The sequence below is a fragment of the Rhodoferax sp. P1_F3 genome (assembly GCF_056405715.1).
The window spans coordinates 46,638-66,516 of record NZ_JBFUBO010000012.1; the positions used below are offsets into that span (position 1 = coordinate 46,638).

The 19,879-nt window shown below is 62.7% G+C and carries 19 protein-coding genes; 10 read left to right on the forward strand and 9 right to left on the reverse strand.

Going from position 1 to position 19,879, the window contains the following annotated elements; translation table 11 throughout:
- Nucleotides 1-17: 17 nt before the first annotated feature.
- The 8 genes from AC1DZ5_RS17905 to AC1DZ5_RS17940 are packed head-to-tail and all read left to right on the forward strand — an operon-like array spanning nt 18 to nt 7,476.
- Nucleotides 18-668 carry an NADH-quinone oxidoreductase subunit J gene (locus AC1DZ5_RS17905; RefSeq protein WP_477891509.1) on the forward strand — a complete coding sequence of 217 codons (651 nt, stop codon included), beginning with the start codon at nt 18-20 and terminating at the stop codon, nt 666-668.
- A complete protein-coding gene (gene nuoK, locus AC1DZ5_RS17910) occupies nt 665-973 on the forward strand; it encodes an NADH-quinone oxidoreductase subunit NuoK (protein WP_138514852.1) in 309 nt (102 codons plus the stop codon). The genes AC1DZ5_RS17905 and nuoK overlap by 4 nt, the downstream gene beginning before the upstream one ends.
- Before the next feature lie 5 nt (nt 974-978).
- Entirely contained in the window at nt 979-3,024 is a 2,046-nt protein-coding gene (gene nuoL, locus AC1DZ5_RS17915; protein ID WP_477891511.1) for an NADH-quinone oxidoreductase subunit L, read from the forward strand.
- Nucleotides 3,025-3,037: 13 nt separating this feature from the next.
- On the forward strand, nt 3,038-4,513 hold the full coding sequence (locus tag AC1DZ5_RS17920; RefSeq protein ID WP_477891513.1) for an NADH-quinone oxidoreductase subunit M: 1,476 nt from the start codon (nt 3,038-3,040) through the stop codon (nt 4,511-4,513).
- Nucleotides 4,514-4,537: 24 nt separating this feature from the next.
- Nucleotides 4,538-6,049: an NADH-quinone oxidoreductase subunit NuoN gene (gene nuoN / locus AC1DZ5_RS17925; protein WP_477891515.1), complete on the forward strand. Its 1,512-nt coding sequence runs from the start codon at nt 4,538-4,540 to the stop codon at nt 6,047-6,049.
- A 15-nt stretch (nt 6,050-6,064) separates the two neighbouring features.
- Nucleotides 6,065-6,367, forward strand: a complete 303-nt coding sequence (locus AC1DZ5_RS17930) for a DUF2818 family protein (RefSeq protein WP_477891517.1) — start codon at nt 6,065-6,067, stop codon at nt 6,365-6,367.
- 15 nt (nt 6,368-6,382) lie between these two features.
- A complete protein-coding gene (locus AC1DZ5_RS17935; RefSeq protein ID WP_477891519.1) occupies nt 6,383-6,982 on the forward strand; it encodes an NUDIX domain-containing protein in 600 nt (199 codons plus the stop codon).
- 17 nt (nt 6,983-6,999) lie between these two features.
- A complete protein-coding gene (locus tag AC1DZ5_RS17940; protein ID WP_477891521.1) occupies nt 7,000-7,476 on the forward strand; it encodes a DUF1178 family protein in 477 nt (158 codons plus the stop codon).
- A 36-nt stretch (nt 7,477-7,512) separates the two neighbouring features.
- On the opposite strand, the gene AC1DZ5_RS17945 is transcribed toward AC1DZ5_RS17940, so the two are convergent.
- From AC1DZ5_RS17945 to AC1DZ5_RS17980, 8 genes are all read right to left on the reverse strand, one after another.
- Nucleotides 7,513-8,838 (reverse strand): Glu/Leu/Phe/Val family dehydrogenase, encoded by a 1,326-nt coding sequence (locus tag AC1DZ5_RS17945; protein ID WP_477891523.1) that lies wholly within the window; start codon nt 8,836-8,838, stop codon nt 7,513-7,515.
- A 104-nt stretch (nt 8,839-8,942) separates the two neighbouring features.
- Nucleotides 8,943-9,362, reverse strand: coding sequence for a hypothetical protein (locus tag AC1DZ5_RS17950; RefSeq protein ID WP_477891525.1), 420 nt, complete (start codon nt 9,360-9,362; stop codon nt 8,943-8,945).
- Nucleotides 9,363-9,397: 35 nt separating this feature from the next.
- On the reverse strand, nt 9,398-9,592 hold the full coding sequence (locus AC1DZ5_RS17955) for a hypothetical protein (RefSeq protein ID WP_477891527.1): 195 nt from the start codon (nt 9,590-9,592) through the stop codon (nt 9,398-9,400).
- 95 nt (nt 9,593-9,687) lie between these two features.
- A complete protein-coding gene (locus AC1DZ5_RS17960) occupies nt 9,688-11,466 on the reverse strand; it encodes an ABC transporter transmembrane domain-containing protein (RefSeq protein ID WP_477891529.1) in 1,779 nt (592 codons plus the stop codon).
- 148 nt (nt 11,467-11,614) lie between these two features.
- A complete protein-coding gene (locus tag AC1DZ5_RS17965) occupies nt 11,615-12,703 on the reverse strand; it encodes a lipocalin-like domain-containing protein (RefSeq protein ID WP_477891531.1) in 1,089 nt (362 codons plus the stop codon).
- Nucleotides 12,704-12,715: 12 nt separating this feature from the next.
- Nucleotides 12,716-13,660, reverse strand: a complete 945-nt coding sequence (locus AC1DZ5_RS17970) for a M48 family metalloprotease (protein ID WP_477891533.1) — start codon at nt 13,658-13,660, stop codon at nt 12,716-12,718.
- Complete coding sequence (locus AC1DZ5_RS17975) at nt 13,657-14,253, reverse strand: SH3 domain-containing protein (protein ID WP_477891535.1); 597 nt, start codon at nt 14,251-14,253, stop codon at nt 13,657-13,659. Before AC1DZ5_RS17975 ends, AC1DZ5_RS17970 begins: the two co-directional genes overlap by 4 nt.
- Before the next feature lie 40 nt (nt 14,254-14,293).
- Nucleotides 14,294-15,295, reverse strand: a complete 1,002-nt coding sequence (locus AC1DZ5_RS17980; protein WP_477891537.1) for a LysR substrate-binding domain-containing protein — start codon at nt 15,293-15,295, stop codon at nt 14,294-14,296.
- A gap of 115 nt (nt 15,296-15,410) precedes the next feature.
- Between AC1DZ5_RS17980 and AC1DZ5_RS17985 the strand changes: the two genes are divergently transcribed.
- Complete coding sequence (locus AC1DZ5_RS17985) at nt 15,411-15,944, forward strand: DUF2917 domain-containing protein (protein WP_477891539.1); 534 nt, start codon at nt 15,411-15,413, stop codon at nt 15,942-15,944.
- A 139-nt stretch (nt 15,945-16,083) separates the two neighbouring features.
- A complete protein-coding gene (locus AC1DZ5_RS17990; protein ID WP_477891541.1) occupies nt 16,084-17,277 on the forward strand; it encodes a GGDEF domain-containing protein in 1,194 nt (397 codons plus the stop codon).
- Here the strand turns inward: AC1DZ5_RS17990 and AC1DZ5_RS17995 are convergent.
- Nucleotides 17,261-19,846, reverse strand: a complete 2,586-nt coding sequence (locus AC1DZ5_RS17995) for an ABC transporter permease (RefSeq protein WP_477891683.1) — start codon at nt 19,844-19,846, stop codon at nt 17,261-17,263. The two genes, AC1DZ5_RS17990 and AC1DZ5_RS17995, sit on opposite strands and share 17 nt — an antisense overlap.
- Nucleotides 19,847-19,879: the final 33 nt, after the last annotated feature.

A 19,879-nucleotide genomic window follows, 5' to 3' on the forward strand; every position in this document is an offset into this window, starting at 1 on the left:
AAGAAAGTGTTTGAATCATGAGTGTTACGACCGGTCTTTTCTATGTGTTCTCGGCCGTGCTGCTGTTTGCAGCCTTCCGGGTGATTACGGCACGCAACCCTGTCCACGCAGCGCTGTTTTTGGTGCTGACCTTCTTTCAAGCGGCCATGGTGTGGATGCTGTTGAAGGCGGAATTTTTGTCCATCACGCTGGTGCTGGTGTACGTTGGGGCGGTGATGGTGTTGTTCCTGTTTGTGGTGATGATGATGGACATTAATGTGGAGAATCTTCGCATTGGTTTCTGGAAGCATTTTCCCCTTGCCGCTCTGGTGGGGGTTGTGATTTCCCTCGAAATGGCCGCTGTACTGATGGGTGGCTTTCGTGTGGTGGATGACCCCCAAGCTGCGAATGCCGCGGCGGTGGCTGGCGCGTCCAATACCAAAGAACTGGGCAAGTTGCTCTACACCCAGTACCTGCTGCCGCTGGAAGTTGCGGCCGCGATTTTGTTGGTTGCCGTGATCGCGGCTATCGCTCTGACCCTGCGTACCCGCAAGGACAGCAAGTATGTGAGCCCCGGCGACCAGGTGCGCGTGATGTCACGCGACCGGATGACCGTGGTGAAGATGGCCGCAACCCAAGCAGCCCTAGCCCCTGAAGTGGGTGAGTCGCAAGCGGAGACCAAAGTATGACCTTGACCTTAGGACATTTCCTGTCGTTGGGCGCGATGTTGTTCGCGCTGTCGGTGGTTGGCATTTTCTTGAACCGTCGCAACCTGATTGTGTTGTTGATGGCCATCGAATTGATGCTGCTGGCTGTCAATACCAACTTTGTGGCGTTCTCGCATTACCTGCACGACATGCACGGACAAATCTTCGTGTTCTTCATTCTGACCGTGGCGGCCGCCGAGTCAGCCATTGGCTTGGCCATTCTGGTTCTGTTGTTCCGCAACAAGTCCAGTATCAGCGTCGATGAACTCAATACGCTGAAGGGCTAATCGAAATGAGTCAAACCCTTTCTGCTTCTACGCTGCTGGCCGTTCCCCTGGCACCCCTGGTGGGCTCGTTGCTCGCCGGTGTGTTTGGTACCCGCTTTGGCGGTAACTGGATTGGCCGCAAGCTGAGTCACACACTGACCATTTTGGGTGTGCTGATAGCCTTTGTTTTGTCGGCTGCCACCTTGAAGTCCGTGGCACTGGATGGTGCCCGGTTCAGCGAAACCCTCTACACCTGGATGGTGGTCGGTGGCTTGAAAATGGAGGTCGGCTTTCTGGTCGATGGCCTCACCGCGATGATGATGTGCGTCGTGACCTTTGTGTCGCTGATGGTGCACCTTTACACCGTGGGCTACATGGAAGAGGACGAAGGCTACAACCGCTTCTTCGCCTACATCTCCCTGTTCACCTTTGCCATGCTGATGCTGGTGATGAGCAACAACCTGCTGCAGCTGTTCTTTGGCTGGGAGGCTGTGGGCCTGGTGTCCTATCTGCTGATCGGTTTCTGGTTCAACAAGCCGACCGCCATCTTCGCCAACATGAAGGCCTTTCTGGTCAACCGCGTGGGTGACTTCGGATTCATCCTCGGTATTGGCCTCATCGTGGCCTTTGGCGGGACGCTGAACTATGCGGAAGTCTTTGCCAAGGCAGATGCGCTGGCGCAGCTGTCTTTCCCCGGAACCGACTGGATGCTGATCACCGTGATCTGCATTTGCCTGTTCATCGGTGCCATGGGTAAATCGGCCCAATTCCCATTGCATGTGTGGTTGCCAGACTCCATGGAAGGCCCCACACCCATCTCCGCGCTGATCCACGCCGCGACCATGGTGACCGCCGGTATCTTCATGGTGGCGCGTATGTCGCCCCTGTTTGAATTGAGCGATACGGCGTTGAACTTCATCCTTGTGATTGGTGCCATCACTGCCTTGTTCATGGGCTTTTTGGGCATCATCCAGAACGACATCAAGCGCGTGGTCGCGTACTCCACGCTGTCACAGCTGGGTTACATGACGGTGGCGCTCGGTGCCTCGGCCTATTCCGTGGCGGTGTTCCACCTGATGACGCACGCCTTCTTCAAGGCTCTGTTGTTCCTTGCCGCGGGCTCGGTCATCATGGGTGTGCACCACAACCAAGACATCCGCTGGATGGGTGGCTTGCGCAAGTACATGCCCATCACCTGGATCACGTCCTTGCTGGGATCTCTGGCCCTGATCGGCACGCCGCTGTTCGCCGGTTTTTACTCCAAGGACAGCATCATTGAAGCGGTGCACGAAAGCCATCTGCCGGGTGCCGGTTTTGCTTCGTTCGCGGTGCTCGCAGGTGTGTTTGTCACCGCGTTCTATTCCTTCCGCATGTACTTCCTGGTGTTCCATGGCAAAGAGCGTTTTGACCAGAACCCGGATGCACACCACGACGACCACCATGGGGACCATGGCGATCACCATGACCACCATCCGCACGAATCCCCTTGGGTTGTGACCGTTCCGCTGGTGTTGTTGGCTATTCCCTCGGTGTTGATCGGCTACCTGACCATCCAGCCCATGCTGTTTGGCGATTTCTTCAAAGGCGTGATAGCCGTCGACCTGGAGAAGCACCCTGCGATGGAAGAGCTGGCCCATGCCTTCCATGGCCCGCTGCAAATGGCCATGCATGCCTTCACGACCTTGCCGTTCTGGCTGGCACTGGCAGGCGTAGTGACGGCGTACCTGATGTACATGGTGTTCCCTGCGGTTCCCGCCACCATTAAGCGCAACGTGATGCCGATTTTTAACTTGTTGGAAAACAAGTACTACCTCGACTGGATCAACGAAAACATCTTGGCCCGCGGCGCTCGCGGATTGGGTATGGGGCTGTGGAAGGTGGGCGACCAGGCCATCATCGATGGTGCGGTGGTCAACGGATCGTGGAAGCTGGTGGGCTGGATTTCGGGTCTCGTGCGCCAGGTTCAATCCGGCTATCTGTACCACTACGCGCTGGTCATGATTTTGGGCGTGTTCTTGATCATGTCTTACTTCGTGACATGGCCCATGGTTGTTCAATGGCTTGGCCGCTAAGGAGAAAAATAATATGGGTTTGTTGAGCCTTGCAATTTGGACACCTATTGCCTTCGGCCTGGTGCTGTTGGCGTTCGGGCGCGATGAGCATGCCGGTGTGGTGCGCTGGATCGCGTTGATTGGGTCCGCGGTCAGTTTGCTGGTGACGTTGCCGTTGTATGGCCAGTTCGACAATGCATCGGCGGCCATGCAGTTTGTAGAAAACGCCCGCTGGATTGAACGCTTCAACGTCAATTACCACCTGGGCGTGGATGGCATATCCTTCTGGTTTGTGCTACTTACCGCCTTCATCAATGTGGTGGTGGTGATTGCGGGCTGGGAAGTCATTACCCAGCGCGTGAACCAGTACATGGGCGCGTTCCTGATCCTCAGTGGTCTGATGATTGGCGTGTTCACGGCGCTGGACGGCTTGCTGTTCTATGTGTTCTTCGAAGCCACGCTGATCCCGATGTACTTGATCATTGGTATCTGGGGTGGCCCGAACAAGATTTACGCGGCTTTCAAGTTCTTCCTGTACACCTTGATGGGCTCCTTGCTCATGCTGGTGGCGTTGATTTACCTGTACACCAAATCCGGTGGCAGCTTTGATCTGGCTACTTGGCATGCGCTGCCCTTGGGTCGTACGCCTCAGACTTTGCTGTTCTTTGCTTTCTTTGCAGCGTTTGCGGTCAAGGTTCCCATGTGGCCAGTGCACACCTGGTTGCCCGATGTGCACGTGGAAGCGCCGACCGGTGGTTCCGCCGTGCTGGCTGCGATCATGCTGAAGCTGGGCGCCTATGGATTCCTGCGCTTCTCCATGCCCATTGCGCCCGATGCGGCGCATGAATGGGGTGCAACCATGATCGCGCTGTCTCTGATTGCGGTGGTGTACGTGGGCCTGGTGGCCATGGTGCAGCAAGACATGAAGAAGCTGGTGGCGTACTCGTCGGTGGCACACATGGGTTTTGTGACCCTGGGTTTCTTTATCTTCAACGACCTCGGCGTTGCCGGTGGTCTGGTGCAAATGATTGCCCACGGCTTTGTGTCCGGCGCGATGTTCTTGTCCATTGGCGTGCTGTACGACCGCGTGCACTCGCGTGAAATTTCCAGCTACGGCGGTGTGGTCAACACCATGCCCAAGTTCGCAGCGTTTGCGCTGCTGTTCTCCATGGCCAACTGCGGTCTACCAGGAACTGCTGGTTTCGTGGGCGAGTGGATGGTGATTCTGGGTGCGGTGAAGTTCAACTTCTGGATCGGTTTTGCGGCCGCCAGCGCCTTGATCTTTGGTGCGGCCTACACGCTGTGGATGTTCAAGCGGGTGTACCTCGGCCCCGTGACCAACGACGATGTGAAGTCCCTGGTGGACATCAATGCGCGTGAATTCCTGATGCTGGCGCTGCTGGCAGCCGCTGTGCTTTACATGGGCCTGTACCCCAAGCCCTTCACCGATGTCATGGATGCTTCGGTGGCCCAGCTGCTCAAGCATGTGGCAGTGTCCAAGTTGAACTGATCAGACTGAATTGAGAGACGAATGATGATTGACAAACTCAGTTGGATCACGGTGTACCCCGAGATCGTGCTCATGGTGATGGCCTGTGTCATCGCCATCGCCGATTTGGGTGTCAAGACGCCATTGCGCGGCGCCACCTACATACTCACCCTGTTGACGTTAGCCGTCGTGGCGTTGTTGCAGGCAAGCCTTGGCACGGGCGCTACGCAAGCATGGCTGGGCGTAAGTCAAACTGTGTACGGCTTTGGCAACATGGTGGTCAGTGACTCCATGGGCAACTGGCTCAAGTGCTTTGCCACGCTGGCGGTGATGGTGACCTTGGTGTACGGCCGCCCCTACGCTGGCCAGCGCGACATGCTGCGCGGCGGTGAGATGTTCACGCTCAGCCTGTTTTCCTTGTTGGGCATGTTCGTCATGATTTCCGGCAACAACTTCCTGGTGACCTACCTGGGGCTGGAGTTGCTGACCCTGTCCAGCTATGCGCTGGTGGCCCTACGCCGCGATAACGCGACCGCCACTGAAGCCGCCATGAAGTACTTTGTGCTGGGTGCGATGGCGTCTGGCTTCTTGCTGTACGGCATGTCCATGTTCTATGGTGCCACCGGTTCGTTGGACGTGAATGCAGTGTTCCGGGCTATTTCTTCCGGCAAGTACCAACACGGCGTGCTGGTGTTCGGTTTGGTCTTTATCGTGGCGGGTCTGGCGTTCAAACTGGGTGCCGTGCCGTTCCACATGTGGATTCCCGACGTGTACCAAGGCGCGCCCACGGCGGTGACGCTGATGATTGGTGCGGCGCCCAAGTTGGCTGCATTTGCCATCGTTATGCGCTTGCTGGTCGAAGGCATGCTGCCTTTGGCGGGTGATTGGCAGCAAATGTTGATGGTGCTGGCGGTGGGGTCTTTGCTGATCGGCAACTTTGCCGCCATTGCACAAACCAACGTGAAGCGAATGCTGGCCTTTTCCACCATTGCCCAGATCGGCTTTGTGTTGTTGGGCCTGATGTCGGGTGTGGTCAACGGCAATATTGCTCCGGCTGCCAATGCTTACAGTTCCGCCATGTTCTACGTGATCAGCTATGTGCTGACCACGCTGGCCAGCTTCGGCGTGATTTTGCTGCTCTCGCGCGAAGGTTTTGAGAGTGAAGAAATTGCGGACTTTGCCGGTCTGAACCAGCGCAGCCCTCTGTACGCCGCCATCATGGCCATTGCCTTGTTCTCCTTGGCGGGTATTCCCCCCATGGTGGGCTTCTATGCCAAGTTGTCGGTGTTACAAGCCTTGATCGCTTCGGGTGATTCGTTCTACCTAGGATTGGCCGTGTTCGCCATGCTGACCTCGCTGGTCGGTGCGTTCTACTACCTGCGCCTCATCAAGGTCATGTACTTTGATGAACCCATTACCGCCACCACCGTGAGTGCACCGACCGATGTGCGCGTGGTGCTGTGCATCAACGGCGCCCTGGTGTTGCTGTTGGGTCTGTTCCCCAGCGGGCTGATGGCGCTGTGTGCAGCGTCCATCAAGCAGATGCTGGGCACCTGAAGTCGCAGTCGGCTGATGGGCAATTCTTTCGCGGTGGGTGCGTTGGTGGTGTTGGCACTGTTGGGTGCCAACCTGCCGTTCTTCACCGAAAAACTGATGGGCGTTTTGCCTGTGGCACAGCGCAAGTCGCTGGGCTTGCGTTTGCTGGAGTTGCTGCTCTGGTACGGCGTGACAGGTGCGGTGGGCGCGGGTCTGGAAAAGCACGCTGGGCAAATCACTCCGCAGGGCTGGGAATTCTTTGCCATCACCTGGGCCTTGTTCATGACGTTTGCGTTCCCGGGCTTTGTCTATCGCTACCTGCTCAAGCGGCGCGACTGATCACCAGCGCGTTCTATGGAAGACGACAGCCACCTGCGTGAGCACACGCACTCCAGCGAAGAAATTCTGAAAGGCAAATTCCTGCATGCCTTTCGCGACACCGTTACCTTGCCAGACGGTGCTTCTGCCACCCGCGAATACTTTGTCCATCCCGGTGCGGTGATGGTGATTCCCTTGCTGCAGGACGATGCGGGCCAGATCCGTGTGGTGCTGGAGCGCCAGTTTCGCTACCCCATTGGCCAGGTGATGGTGGAGTTTCCGGCTGGCAAGCTGGATACCGGTGAGACCGTGCAGTTCTGCGCCCAGCGCGAGCTGCTGGAGGAAACCGGCTACACCGCCACCGAATGGGCGCGCGCGGGTCAGATGCGCCCGGCGATTGCGTATTCCACCGAATTCATTGACATTTGGTTTGCCCGTGGCCTGACGCCCGGTGCTGCAAAGCTGGATGCGGGTGAATTTCTGGAAGTGTTCACCGCCACGCTGGAAGAACTGCTGCAGTGGTGCCAACAGGGCCGGGTCACCGATGCCAAAACTCTGACGGGTGCGCTGTGGTTGCAACAAGTCCTGCAAGGCAGCTGGCCTTTGCAATGGGGCGCGGCACTGCCCATGCCCTGAGGGCGGACAATACGGCCATGAAAGTTCTGGACCTTCATTGCGCCCAAGGCCACCCGTTTGAAGGGTGGTTTGCGTCGGAAGACGATTTTGTGTCCCAGTGCGCCCGTGCGCTGGTGCAATGCCCGGTGTGTGGCGATCCTTCGGTGGTCAAAAAACTCAGTGCCCCACGTTTGAACCTGTCTGGCGCCCGCGCACCTGCGGCAGAGCAAGAGCAGGCGGTTGACCAAAAGCCCCACGGTGACGCAGTGACCACCGTGCCTCACAATGCGGCCCTGGCTGCGGCATGGATGGCAATGGCGCGCCACGTGGTGGCCACCACTACCGACGTGGGGCCGCAGTTTGCCGAGGAGGCGCGCAAGATGCACTATGGCGAGGCCGAAGAACGTGGCATCCGTGGCCGCACCACGGAAAAAGAAGCGCGTGAGCTGGTGGAGGAGGGCATTGATGTGATGCCCTTTGCCCTCCCCGAAGCGCTCAAAGAGCCCCTGCAGTAGCGGAGCTTGTCGCTCCACCACTGCGTGGGGCGTTGCTCAGGGGTACAAGCCGCGCAACTCGCGCGCATGCAAGATGCGCTTACAGGCCACGATGAAGGTGGCGGTGCGCAGGCTCACCTTGTGGTCCTGCGCCACATTCCAGACGCCGGCAAATGCCTCCTTCATGATGCGCACCAGACGGGCATTGATCTCGTCCTCGCTCCAGAAAAAGCTGGAGAAATCCTGCACCCATTCAAAGTAACTCACAGTCACGCCGCCGGCGTTGGCAATCACGTCGGGCAAGACCAGCACGTTGCGCTCTTGCAGGATGTCATCGGCCTCGGGCGTGGTGGGGCCGTTGGCGCCTTCAATCACCAGTTTTGCCTTGATGCGCCCGGCATTCGCCTTGGTAATTTGTTGCTCTAGTGCCGCGGGGATCAGGATGTCGCAGTCCACGTCCCAGAATGCGTCGTTGGCAATCACCTCGGCCGGTGTGAACCCGGCCACAGAGCCGTGGGCCGCTACGTGGGCCAGCAGGGCCGGTACGTCCAGGCCTGACTCTTGGTAAATGGTGCCGCCATGGTCTTGCACGGCCACGACACGGGCACCGGCTTGGGCGAACAGCTTGCCGGCGATACCGCCCACATTGCCGAAGCCTTGCACGGCCACGCGTGCCTTGGAAATATCCAAACCAATATGCTGCGCCGCTTCCACGCCCACGGTGTACACGCCGCGGCCGGTGGCTTCGCGCCGACCGAGTGAACCACCCAGATCAATCGGCTTGCCTGTCACCACGCCGGTAGCGGTAGAGCCGGTGTTCATGGAGTAGGTGTCCATCATCCACGCCATGATCTGCTCGTTGGTGTTCACGTCAGGCGCAGGGATGTCCTTGTTGGGTCCGATGATGATGCCGATCTCGCTGGTGTAGCGGCGCGTCAGGCGCTCGAGCTCGCCACGCGACAGGGTTTTGGGGTCGACACGGATACCGCCCTTGGCACCGCCGTAGGGCACGTTCACCGCGGCGTTCTTGATCGACATCCAGGCCGACAGTGCCATCACTTCCGACAACGTTACGTCCTGGTGAAAACGCACACCGCCCTTGCCGGGGCCACGCGAGGTGTTGTGCTGCACGCGGTAGCCCTCAAAGTGGGCCACAGTGCCGTTGTCCAGCTGGATAGGCACGTCCACGATCAGTGCGCGCTTGGGGCGCTTCAGGGTTTCGGCCCAGCGCGCCAGGTGGCCCAGGTAGGGCGTAACGCGGTCCACCTGTTGCAGGTAAATGCCCCAGGGGCCGAGGTGGTCGGCCTGCAGGTAGGAAGGCAGCGCATGGGTAGTGGCTGCGGTTTGTGCAGGGGACGCCGGGTTAGCGTGGATTTGCGACATGAAAGCTCCTTATGGTTGTCGTCATGGCCCGCAATGTAGGCGTGCCGCGGCGACCTGTCCAAGGCCACTTCTTTTGCAAACTATGCAAAAAAATAATAACGATGTCAGACGCTGAGGTTGACGATGCGTCCCGTGGCTTGGCCCAGCGTGTTGATGGCTGGGGCGGCCTTGCTGTCGTCCTTGAGAGGGTTGCCGCTGGCGGCAAACTGTGGGCTGGTGGCCTTGTACATGCGCACCAGAAAATCCTGGGTGGCCGTGGGCACAGCAACGAAATTCGACTTGGTGGGAGCACTGTACGTGCTGCTGGCCGGGGTCTCGGCAGGCTTGCTGGCGCTGCTGCTCAGCTCGCGCACATTGTCTTGGCGGTCTTGTGCGTCGCGTTCTGCATCGTTGGCCTCGGCACGCAGGTTTTCTGCCTTGGCCTCGGCGGTGTCCGCCTCCCGCTTGGCCTGCTCCAGGCGCACCATGCTCAGCGACGCCTGCAAAGACGGTGTCGTGCTGTTGGTGGCGGTGATGGCGACCATGGCCGTCTACCCGGGTTGCAAGCGAGTGTTGTGGCTCAGGCGCTGACGTTGAGCAGCCGTCCCGTGGTCTGCCCCTGGGCATTCACCACCGGGCGCTTGGGCTCTTCCGCCTTTTTAGGGGCTTGCGCCTTGGCCTGCGTTTCGCGTCGCTGGGTTTGCTGGGTCTCGTCGGTGCGCTTGAGGGCTTGGGCCGCTTGCACTTGTGCGGGCTTGGCTTTGCTAACGTCCATAGAGTTCTCCTAGGGTGATCGTTTGATTTTAGGGGTCTAAGCCCTTCTTTTCAATGGATCACCCGCCCGGAGGGGTGCTAGGCGCTACTGGTGGTTCAGGCGTTGAACTGCAGCGCCGCCAGCCCGGCGTACACACCGCCACGCGCCACCAGCTCGGCGTGCGTGCCTTGTTCCACCAGCTTGCCGTGGTCCAGCACCACGATCAGGTCGGCCTTTTGCACCGTAGCCAGGCGGTGGGCAATGACCAACGTGGTGCGGTCGCGCATGGCTGATTCAAGTGCGGCCTGCACCATGCGTTCGCTCTCGGCGTCCAGCGCGCTGGTGGCTTCGTCCAGCAGCAGCAGCGGCGGGTTTTTCAGCATGGCGCGCGCAATCGCGATACGCTGGCGCTGGCCGCCAGAGAGGCGCACGCCGCGCTCGCCCAGGAAGGTGTCGTAGCCCTGGGGCAGGGCGCTGATGAACTCGTGTGCGAATGCGGCCTGGGCGGCGGCCTTGACTTCGGCATCGGTCGCATCGGGCTTGCCGTAGCGGATGTTTTCCAACGCGCTGCTGGAGAAAATCACCGCGTCCTGCGGGACGATGCCCACGCGCTGGCGCAGCGTGTCCAGTGCCATGTCGCGCGTGCCTACGCCGTCCAACACAATGCCGCCGCTCTGTGGGTCGTAGTAGCGCAGTAGCAGCTGGAACACCGTGCTCTTGCCCGCACCGCTGGGCCCGACGATGGCCACGGTCTGGCCGGGCTGCACGTTCAGGCTGAAGTTTTGCAGCGCCGGTTGCAAGGGGCGCGAGGGGTAGTGGAAATCAATCGCTTCAAATTTGATAGCGCTTCCCGCAGTAGGCATGGGGGCTAACAGCGGTTTTGATGGTGAAGTGATGGGCGATTGGGTGCCCAGCAGCTCCATCAGGCGCTCGGTGGCACCGGCGGCACGCAGCAGGTCGCCATACACCTCGCCCAGTACTGCAAACGCGCTGGCCAGGATGATCACATACACCACGGTTTGGCCCAGGTGGCCCGCCGTGATGCGGCCTTCGGCCACCGCCTGCGTGCCTTGGTACAGGCCCCACAAGAGCGCGGCAGACGTGGCAATGATGATGAAGGCGACCAGCACCGCACGCATGCGGCTGCGCTTGGTGGCGGTCTCGAATGCGTTGTCGGTGGAGGTGACAAAGCGCGCGGTCTCGCGCCCTTCGGCGGTGTAGCTTTGCACCACAGGAATCGCGTTCAGCACCTCGGCGGCGATGGCACTGGAGTCGGCAATGCGGTCTTGCGACGCCCGCGAGAGCTTGCGCACACGCCGGCCAAACCACAGGCTGGGCACCACCACCAAAACCAGCACCACCAGCACCTGCAGCATCACCACCGGGTTGGTCCACACCAGCACACCCAGCGCGCCAACGCCCATCACCGCGTTGCGCAGCCCCATGCTGAGCGAGGAGCCCACCACGGTCTGCACCAGTGTGGTGTCGGCCGATAGGCGCGACAGAACTTCGCCGGTTTGCGTGGTCTCAAAAAACTCGGGGCTTTGCTTGAGCACATGGCTGTAGACCGCGTTGCGCAGGTCCGCCGTCACGCGCTCGCCCAGCCAGCTCACCATGTAAAAGCGGCATGCCGAAAACAGGCCCAGCGCCACGGCCACGGCAAACAGCGCCGCAAAGTGTTCGCGCAGCGCCATCACCTGTGCGCCCTTGTCGGCCTGCACCAGCCCGCCGTCAATCAGGCTGCGCAGCGCCAGCGGAAACGCCAGCGTGGCACCCGCCGCCAGCACCAGAAACACCAGCGCCATGCCGATACGGCCCCGGTAGGGTCGCAGGAATGGCAGCAGGCCGGAGAGGGATTTGGGGTTGGTGGCTTTGGGGCGGTCGGAAGAAGTCATGGCTGCCTAGATGGGGGTGAGGGGGGTAGAGGCAAGGTGGCTAAGGAAATATAAAGAAACAAGCCTCTAGCCCCCGTGATTATTGCGCGAGCAGCTATTGAATTTGTAGCGACCGGTTTTCGGTTTGTTGCGGTTTGTTGCAGCACGGTTAGAGCTTCAGCGCCGCCGCATACCCTGTCATCTCCAGGTAGCCGCGCCCGACCAGCTTGTCGTTGCTGTCCCAGACTTCGCTGAGGCCTTCCCAGTAGATGGCGCCGGTGGAGCCGCGGCTGTCGAGTTCTTGGTTGTCGAGGACGGCCTTCACCGTGTAAAAGTCGGCCGGCGTGCGTACCACCCATTCCACAGGGTAGCTGGCCTTGCTGAGTGGGCTGCGCCAGCTGCGCGTGGGTTTGAACAGCACCTCGCCGCGTGAGAACGCGTAGCGCACACCCGCCGCGCTGCGGAAGGAGCCACCGTCCCACAGCGCGCCGCCTTGCCGGTCGCGCAACTGAAAGGCGGTGAGCGCGCTGCCGTCGAACAGGTTGATGCCAATCCAGTCCCAGCCCTGGGCCTGCGGGTGAAGCACCTCCTGGCTCCATTCGTGGTCCAGCCAGGCGGTGCTGCCGGCCTCCAGGGCGCGCGTCTGGCCCTGCAGCGCAATGCTGCCGCTGACTTGCAGCTGCGGCATGCTGTAGTAGTAGCTGGCCTGCTTGTCCTCAGGCCCCTTGCGGGACAGGCCATCTTTCCCCTGCAGCAGCACGGGCTGGCTGGCTTTGAAGTTCAGGTTCAGCGTGAAGTCGCCCGCCGCCACTTGGACCTGCAGGTCTGCGCCCTGGCGCTGCAGGGACCAGTCGCGCAGCAGCACGCCCGTGTCCTGCAGGTTGGCGGAGGCCGTATCTGCCGAGTTGCTACCCGCGGGCTCGCCAGACCAACGGGCGATGCGCTGGTCGTGCCAAAGTTTTTTGCCCGCTACGTCGGTGACAGCCGCATGGGCAAACAGCAGCTGCTTCGCCGCCAGGCGCGACTGCATGCCTTGTGTGGCCGCCACGCGGCTGCGGAAGAAAGTGACCTGAAACCCTAACGCTGCAGATTGGCCAGCCACATTGGCATAGCCCGTGAGGTACCACCACTCGGTGGCAAAGTCGTTGTGGCTACCCGCATCGCGCGGGAAGCGCAGGGTGGTGGCGGGCAGGGCCCACGCTGCGGGCCATGCGCCTGCCAGCACCGGGGCCGCCAGCCAGGCGCGGCGGCTCAGCATGGCATGCAGTGATTAGTGGTTGCCGGCACGCGCCAAGCGCTGCGGGACGGTGGGCGAGGGCTGGCCTGAGAGGGCATCCAGCCGCTGGCCCATGGCCGCCTCCAACTGGTCCAGCCGCACCTGGGTGGCGGGGTGGGTGCTCAGGGTCAGCGTGAAGACCGGGTTGTCGGGCTTGGCGGTGCGCAGCTGCTGCAACACGGCCACCAGGCCATACGGGTCAAAACCCGCGCGCGCGGCCAGGGCTACGCCACTGCGGTCGGCATCCAACTCGTCCTCCTGGTCCAGGCCCTTGGAATACAGGTCCTTGCCCAGGGCCAGCAGTTGGGCTGACACCATGCCTTGCACGTTGTTGCTGAATTGCGAGGCGATGGCCTTGGTCAACAGCCCGGTTTGCGCGGTCTTGCGCATGGCCTTGAGGTGGTGCTTGCCCACCACGTGGTGGATCTCGTGCGCAAGGATGCCAGCCAGTTCTGATTCGTCGGCCACCGCGTCTACCAAGCCCTTGGTGATGAAGATGTAGCCCCCGGGTGCGGCAAAGGCATTGAAGCCGGTGTCGTCCAGCACCGCAAAGGTCCAGGGCAGGTCGGGCCTGGCCGATTGCAGGCTGATCCAGCGACCCAGCCGGTTCACATACCGCTGCAGCGCCACGTCTTTGTGCAAGGGCTTGGTACCTAGCAGTACGGCCGACAGTTGCCGGCCGATTTCGATTTCCTTGGGTTCGTCAATTTGCTCCAGCGACTGCGAGAGCAGGCCCACCAAGTCCACTGCATTGCCGGCGTTGGCGGCATTGTTGTTGCCCCCTAGCGAGATGCCGAGGCCGCCACCACCGCCCTGGTTGGGCTTGAGCAGGTTCTGGAACAGACCGCCCAGTGCCTTGCCGGCGTCTTGCGCCTGGAGTGACACGGGTACGCCGGCAAAGCAGGCGGCCACACACAGGCCGAGGACGGTGCGCTTCATGGGAAGGCCCCCTTGATGTTCGGATTGGGGAGCGGTGCGGGCGGCGAGGGCACAGGCAGTGGCTCCACCGCGCGGGCAGTCAGGCTGGCATCGGCCGCAAAGCGTTTGGCTTGCGCGGCGTCCTGCCGCTGGCCCTCGGCTTGGGTCAGCGCAGCCATATTGGGTTGCGCGTTGGCAATGTCTTCCGCGCCCAGGCCCCGTATGCCGACGGTGGCCGTGGGGCCCCCTGTGTTTTGGTTTTGTGCGCTGCCGCGGTTGAACAGGTTGGACAGGCCACGCAGCGCGCCGGTGGCGGCGCTGGCCACGGTTCCCTGCTCGGTGGGAGAGCCCACGTCAAACAGGTGAATCCACCCGCTGGCGCCGGCGGCGGTTTTCACCTGGATCCACGGGCCCTGGCGCGTGGGCAGTCGGGTCAGTGGGGTTTGGGCGGGCAGGGCAACCAGGGTGGCGGCGCTGTCGGCAGGGCCATCGCGCAGCGCCGAGGCGCGCTTGGTGACCAGGGACTCTTGCGCCAGGGCGGGGCCGCTGGCCAAAGCTGCCAGCGCGGCCAGGACCACCAGGGGGTAGGTAAAAGGGCGATGGGGAATACGCATGCGTGCCATTGTCAGGGAAGGTGTGGCGCCGGGCAATGGTTCAGTCGGGGTGGGCGTTGGTTTCGGGGTCGGGCACCTCGCCAATGGCCTTGCGGGTGAGCGCCGCCTGCGCCATCAGCCAGGCGCAAAAGGCCTGAATTTCGGGCCGTGTGCTGCTGCGCGGCCCTACGATCAAAAAGTACACCAGCGGCGTGTCGATGCGTCCGTTGGGCAGCACTTCCACCAGGTCGCCGCTGGCCAGGCTGTCGGCCACCAGCGGCATGCGCGCCAGCGCCACGCCCTGGCCGGTCAGCGCGGCCTGCACGATCTGGTGGGCGTAGTTGAAATACATCCAGCGTTTGGGCTCCAGCTTGGGCAACTGGTTGTCGTCCAGCCAGCGCCGCCAGGTCAGCCACTCCAGGTTTTGGTGGCGGTGGCTGTCGCTGGCCTCTAGCAGCGCAAAGCGGTTCAGGTCGGCAGGCTTGCGCAGCGGTGGGCCACTTTTCAGCAGCCAGGGGCTGGCCACTGGCGTGAGCTGCTCGCCAAACAGGCGCACCGCGTCAGGGCCTGCATTGCTGGGACGGGTGTAGCGGATGGCGAGGTCCACGTCGCTGGTGTCCAGGTCCACCGGGTTGTCGGTGGCGTCCAGGCGGATATCGATGTCCGGGTACTCGGCCTGGAAGGCTTCGAGCCGCGGAATCAGCCACATAGAGGCAAATGAGGCCCAGGTGGAAATGGCCACGCTCTTGCGTCCCGCTGTACGGCGGATCAGGCGCACCGCGCTGTCCACCCGCTCGAGCGAAGGCACCACGGCGCGCAACAATTGGGCGCCCGCACTGGTCAGCTCCACGGCGCGCGTGTGGCGCAAAAACAGGGGCACGCCCACCTCTTCTTCCAGCGACTGCACTTGGCGGCTTACCGCGCTTTGGGTCAGCGACAGCTCTTCCGCCGCCGCCCGGAAGTTCAGGTGGCGGGCCACCGCCTCTAGGGCGCGCAGGTGGCCCATAGCAATGGGCCGGGTGCGCAGGCGGATCTCGGTGCTGGAGGGGACGGCGGAGGACATGGCGGGAATGTCGATTCATGCGTGAATGGAATGAATAGCATAGCCCGATTTCATTGGACGGTGTGGCGGTGCGGCGCGATCATTCATTGCCCAACCACCTAAACAGGAGTCCACCATGCAAGTCCAAAGTCCCTCGCTACAACAGTCCCAACAAGCTTCCCAGCTTCAACAACCTGCCGCTGGTGTCGCTTACGACGCGGTAGCCCTGTCTGCCGACGCCCCCTGGGTGCTGGCCAAGGGCAATGCGGTCACCCTGCGTCCGCGCACGGCCGGTGTGCTGCGTGTGGTGTCGGGCCGTGCCTGGGCCACGTTGGATGTGTCCCGCCACACCCCGCTGCTGGAAACCGGTGACCATTTCGTGGCGTTGGGCCACGACTTGCAACTGCGCGCGGGGCAGCGTGTGGTGGTGGAAGCGTGGCCACACAAGGGGCAGGACGACATCAAGCTGCAGTGGGTGGCGCAGCCCGAGCCATGCATGATCACCCGCTGGCAAGCCAAGGTGGTGGAGCCCCTGCGTGATGTGGGCCACGGCCTGGCGTTGGTGGCGCGCGCCTTGGTGCGCCTCGTGGCAGGCTTGTCAGGCTATGCGAATGTGTTCGCTGCGGGCAGGGGCCGGGTGCTGTGCGGCCTGGAGTCCAATTCACCTTGATGTGCCCTGATTCGCCCTAAGTTCCTCTGATTTTCTGCGCCCATGCCTCCCGGCATGGGCGTTGTTTTTGGATAAAAGCAGTGCTGGCAGGCCCTCTGCCACTATCATGGTCGCGTCGCCAACTGCTGTGAGCCTGCCAGTGTCCGCTCCCGATCTGCGCATCTTCATCTTGATCAATGGCCTGATGGCCTTGCTGATGGCGCTGCTGCTTTTCTTCCAGGCGCGCACCTACCCCCGTTCCATCCGGGGTTTAAACCACTGGGCCATCGGCCAACTGCTGGCCTTTTTCTCCACCCTGTTGTTTGGTTTGCAAGGCCTTGTGCAAACGCTGGTCTTTGCCGGCATGGGCAATGTGCTGCTGGTGCTGTCTGGCGCCTATCTGTTGGTGGGCACATGCCGCCATATGGACGTGGCGCTGCCACGCTACTTTGTGCCGGCTGTGGCGGTGTACGCCGCGGTAGCCATGGTCTGGCTCATTGCCGGCGACGCGCCGTATCTCTACCGGCTGCTGTTCATTTGCGGCACCATGGCCGTGCTGTTTGCTGCGCATGCGGCGGTCGTGGGGGAATATGGCAATGCGTCCTTGGCCTGCCGTGTGCTGCTGACCGTGTCGGTGCTGCTCACCATTGTCATGCTGGTGCGCGGTGTGACGGCCTGGGTGGACCCACCGGCCTCCAGCATTTTTGCGGCATCGACCATCCAGGTCGTGTACTTCGCCAGCTTCAGCTTCGGGCTGCTGCTGCTGTCCATTGGCGGCGTGCTGATGGCCACCGAGCGCATGCGTAAGGAGCTGGAGTATCTGGTCAGCAACGACAGCCTGACCGGGGCCTACACCCGCCGCGCCCTGTTTGAACTGGGCGAGAACGAGGTGGCGCGCTGCCAGCGCCTGGGCACGGAGATGGCCGCGCTGATGATGGACCTGGACCATTTCAAGAACATCAACGACAAGCATGGCCACCATGTGGGGGACCTGGTGATCAGTGATTTTGTGCACCGCGCCCAGACGCTGTTGCGCCGCCCTGCCATCCTGGGGCGTTATGGCGGGGAGGAGTTCGTGGCTCTGCTGCCCGACACCACACGCGAGGAGGCCCTGCGGGTGGCCGAGCGCATTCGCCAAAGCGTCACCACGGACCCGGCATTGCCGGTGTGCCAGGTCAGCATTGGTGTCGCCACTTTCAACCATGCCGCGCCGGACACCCTGACCGCGCTTATCGACCGGGCCGACACCGGCCTGTACCGTGCCAAGCAGCTGGGGCGCAACCGCGTGGAAGAGGCCCTTGCCAGTCCCTCTACGCCCGCCAACAGCGCATTTGGCTCTACCAGTCCTCTTTGACGGCCATGACCGCGTCGCGGTCTGCCGCGGCCTGGCCCGACAGCCAGGCGGTGATGGTGCCCGCGGCAACCACCGCAGCCCCCAGCACCGCCAGCCGCCCCCAGGGCAGGGCCAGTTCCATGGTCCAGTGAAAGCTCTGTGGGTTCACCACGTGCACCAGCACCACGGCCACCGCCAGGCCCAGCGCCATGCCCGCCAGTGCACCCAGCGTGGTCCAGGCTGCACCCTCCAATGCCACCACGCGCAGGATTTGCCGGCGCGTGAGGCCCAGGTGCACCAGCAGCCCAAACTCCTTGCGCCGCGCGAGCACCTGCGCGCTGAAGCTGGCCGCCACGCCAAACAGGCCGATACCAATGGCCACCGCCTGCAGCCAGTAGGTCACCGCAAAGCTGCGGTCAAAAATCTTCAGGCTGGTGGCCCGTATCTCGGCGGCCGAGCCAAACTCCAGCAAGTTGCCCGCCTCACCACCGGGCGTCTTGGCGAGCTGGTTGGCCAGGTCACGCAGGCGGTCTTGCACCTGGGCCACCTTGGCATCGGGTGCCAGCCAAAAGGCGATGTCGTTCACCCGTGTGTCGCGGCTGATGCGGGCAAAGTCGGCTTGCTCCACGGCCACGGTGCCAAACTGGCGAGAGTAGTCGCGCCACACGCCTGCTACAAAAACAGGAGCTACTGGCGCAGTGTTCTCGGGGGCTAGAGCCCTAAAAGATGCTGAAAGTGCAGGTAAGTCCTGCCCCGGACGCGCACCGTACAGGTCCAGCATGGCTTCACTCACATACACACCGGTGCGGCCCGGTGGCACTGCCAGGGCGTTACCCACCAACGGCAGGGTGATTGCGCCCGTCTGCGCGTCACGCAGGGGCCGCACCAACAGCACCACGGCCGGCTGGGCTGGGTCCAGCGTCAGCGGCAGGCTGTGCTGCGTGGTCAGGCGTTCCACACCGGTCACCTGGGCCGCACCTTGCACAAAGGCCGGGTCAAAGTAGGCGGTATCCAGCGCACTACCGCTGCCGGCACCGCGCACATACAGCGCAGCGGGCAGCACGGTGTCCAGCCATTGGGTCACCGAGTGGCGAAAACTGGCCACCATCACGGTCAGTGCTACGGCCAGGCTCAACGAGGCCACCACACCGCTCACTGCTACGGCCGCACTCTCGCGCACGCGCCGTGCTCGCTCCACCGCCAGCAGCGGCAGCGCGCGGCTCGCCACCAGTGGGGCCACGGCGTCCAGCACCCTGCCCACGCCCGCGGGCAGGGCAATGATGCCGCCCAGCAACAGCAGCGCCACACTGAAATACGCCGCCAGCGGAATGCCTGCCACGGGCGGCAACAGCGCCATCAGCCCCCCGGCCAGCAACAACAGTACGCCCAGCCAGGCCTGGTTGCGCCGGCCCGTCAGGCTGCCCAGGCCCTTGAGCGTTTGCGCCGGGGGTAGCTGCTGCGCCAGCCGTGCGGGTGTCCAGGCGCCCACCAGCGCTGCGGCCACGCCCAGCAGCCCAAACACCAGGGCCGCGCCCGGGCTCCATTGCAGCGCGGGTGCGCTGCCCGCAAAAAAACCACCGCCCAGGTCACCCCCCAGCAGGCGCAGCGCCAGAGCGGCCAGGCCCGCGCCCAGCGCCAGGCCCAGCACGCTGCCCACGGTGCCAAGGGCAGCGGCCTCCAGCAGCACCAGCCGCAGGCGCTGCGCGCCCGTCAGGCCCAGCACGCCGAGCAGCGCAAATTGTTGTGCGCGCCGCGCCACGCTGAGGGCCAGCACCGAGAACACCAGAAACCCGCCCGTGAACAGCGCCACCAGCGCCAACACCGTTAAGTTCACCCGGTAGGCGCGCGACAGATTGCCAATGCGCGCTACCGCATCGCCCGGCTCGCGCAACGTCGCCCCCGTGGGCCAGTCGGACGCGGCCTGGGCGGCGCGCACAAAGGCCGCGCGGTCTACCCCGGCGCGCAGCCGCAGGTCCACACGGGTGATGCGGTCACCTACCGCAAACAGGTCTTGCACGGCTGCAATGTCCATAACCGCCAGCGGGGCGCCGCCGGCCTGCACACCGCCCGCCACCTGTACCGTGCGCAGTTGCAGCCCCTGTTGCAGTTGCAAACTGTTACCTTTAAGCGCCTGGCGCGCCAGCGGATTCAAAAACACCGTGTCAGGCGCAAACAAGGCCAGTCGGTCTGCGCCCGCTGCGGGCAGGGGCAGCAGGTCCGGCGCCACGCCGGCCACCTGCAAGGGGTCGATGCCGACCACGCGCAGCAGCACTTTGCGGCCGTCTTGCACGGCATAGGTGCTCAGCTCCAGCACGGGGGATGCCACCGCCACATCCGGGTGCTGCAAAAGGCGACCCCACAGGGCCAGGTCCACAGCTGCGTTACCGCCAGCGGTGCTGCGCAGCTCCAGGTCGGGTTGGCCGCCCACCGAGCGTATGGCTTGTGAGAACTCGTCCAGCGCCGAGGCGTTGATCAGGTGCACCGCAAACGCCAGCGCCACCCCCAACATCACCGACACCACGGCTGCCCCATTGCGCCACGGGTGGTGGCGCAGCTCTTGCCAGGAAAAAGTGGTGAACAGCGCCATCAACATGCGCCCGAGCCTAGCGCATCTGCCTTGCAA

Coding starts and splice junctions, on each gene's coding strand:
- AC1DZ5_RS17940 (WP_477891521.1), top strand. CDS start 7,000: ATGAAAGTTCTGGACCTTCATTGCGCCCAAGGCCACCCGTTTGAAGGG.
- AC1DZ5_RS17980 (WP_477891537.1), bottom strand. CDS start 15,295: ATGTCCTCCGCCGTCCCCTCCAGCACCGAGATCCGCCTGCGCACCCGG.
- AC1DZ5_RS17965 (WP_477891531.1), bottom strand. CDS start 12,703: ATGCTGAGCCGCCGCGCCTGGCTGGCGGCCCCGGTGCTGGCAGGCGCA.
- nuoL (WP_477891511.1), top strand. CDS start 979: ATGAGTCAAACCCTTTCTGCTTCTACGCTGCTGGCCGTTCCCCTGGCA.
- AC1DZ5_RS17960 (WP_477891529.1), bottom strand. CDS start 11,466: ATGACTTCTTCCGACCGCCCCAAAGCCACCAACCCCAAATCCCTCTCC.
- AC1DZ5_RS17975 (WP_477891535.1), bottom strand. CDS start 14,253: ATGCGTATTCCCCATCGCCCTTTTACCTACCCCCTGGTGGTCCTGGCC.
- AC1DZ5_RS17950 (WP_477891525.1), bottom strand. CDS start 9,362: ATGGTCGCCATCACCGCCACCAACAGCACGACACCGTCTTTGCAGGCG.
- AC1DZ5_RS17945 (WP_477891523.1), bottom strand. CDS start 8,838: ATGTCGCAAATCCACGCTAACCCGGCGTCCCCTGCACAAACCGCAGCC.
- AC1DZ5_RS17935 (WP_477891519.1), top strand. CDS start 6,383: ATGGAAGACGACAGCCACCTGCGTGAGCACACGCACTCCAGCGAAGAA.
- AC1DZ5_RS17905 (WP_477891509.1), top strand. CDS start 18: ATGAGTGTTACGACCGGTCTTTTCTATGTGTTCTCGGCCGTGCTGCTG.
- AC1DZ5_RS17930 (WP_477891517.1), top strand. CDS start 6,065: ATGGGCAATTCTTTCGCGGTGGGTGCGTTGGTGGTGTTGGCACTGTTG.
- AC1DZ5_RS17920 (WP_477891513.1), top strand. CDS start 3,038: ATGGGTTTGTTGAGCCTTGCAATTTGGACACCTATTGCCTTCGGCCTG.
- nuoN (WP_477891515.1), top strand. CDS start 4,538: ATGATTGACAAACTCAGTTGGATCACGGTGTACCCCGAGATCGTGCTC.
- AC1DZ5_RS17970 (WP_477891533.1), bottom strand. CDS start 13,660: ATGAAGCGCACCGTCCTCGGCCTGTGTGTGGCCGCCTGCTTTGCCGGC.
- AC1DZ5_RS17985 (WP_477891539.1), top strand. CDS start 15,411: ATGCAAGTCCAAAGTCCCTCGCTACAACAGTCCCAACAAGCTTCCCAG.
- nuoK (WP_138514852.1), top strand. CDS start 665: ATGACCTTGACCTTAGGACATTTCCTGTCGTTGGGCGCGATGTTGTTC.
- AC1DZ5_RS17955 (WP_477891527.1), bottom strand. CDS start 9,592: ATGGACGTTAGCAAAGCCAAGCCCGCACAAGTGCAAGCGGCCCAAGCC.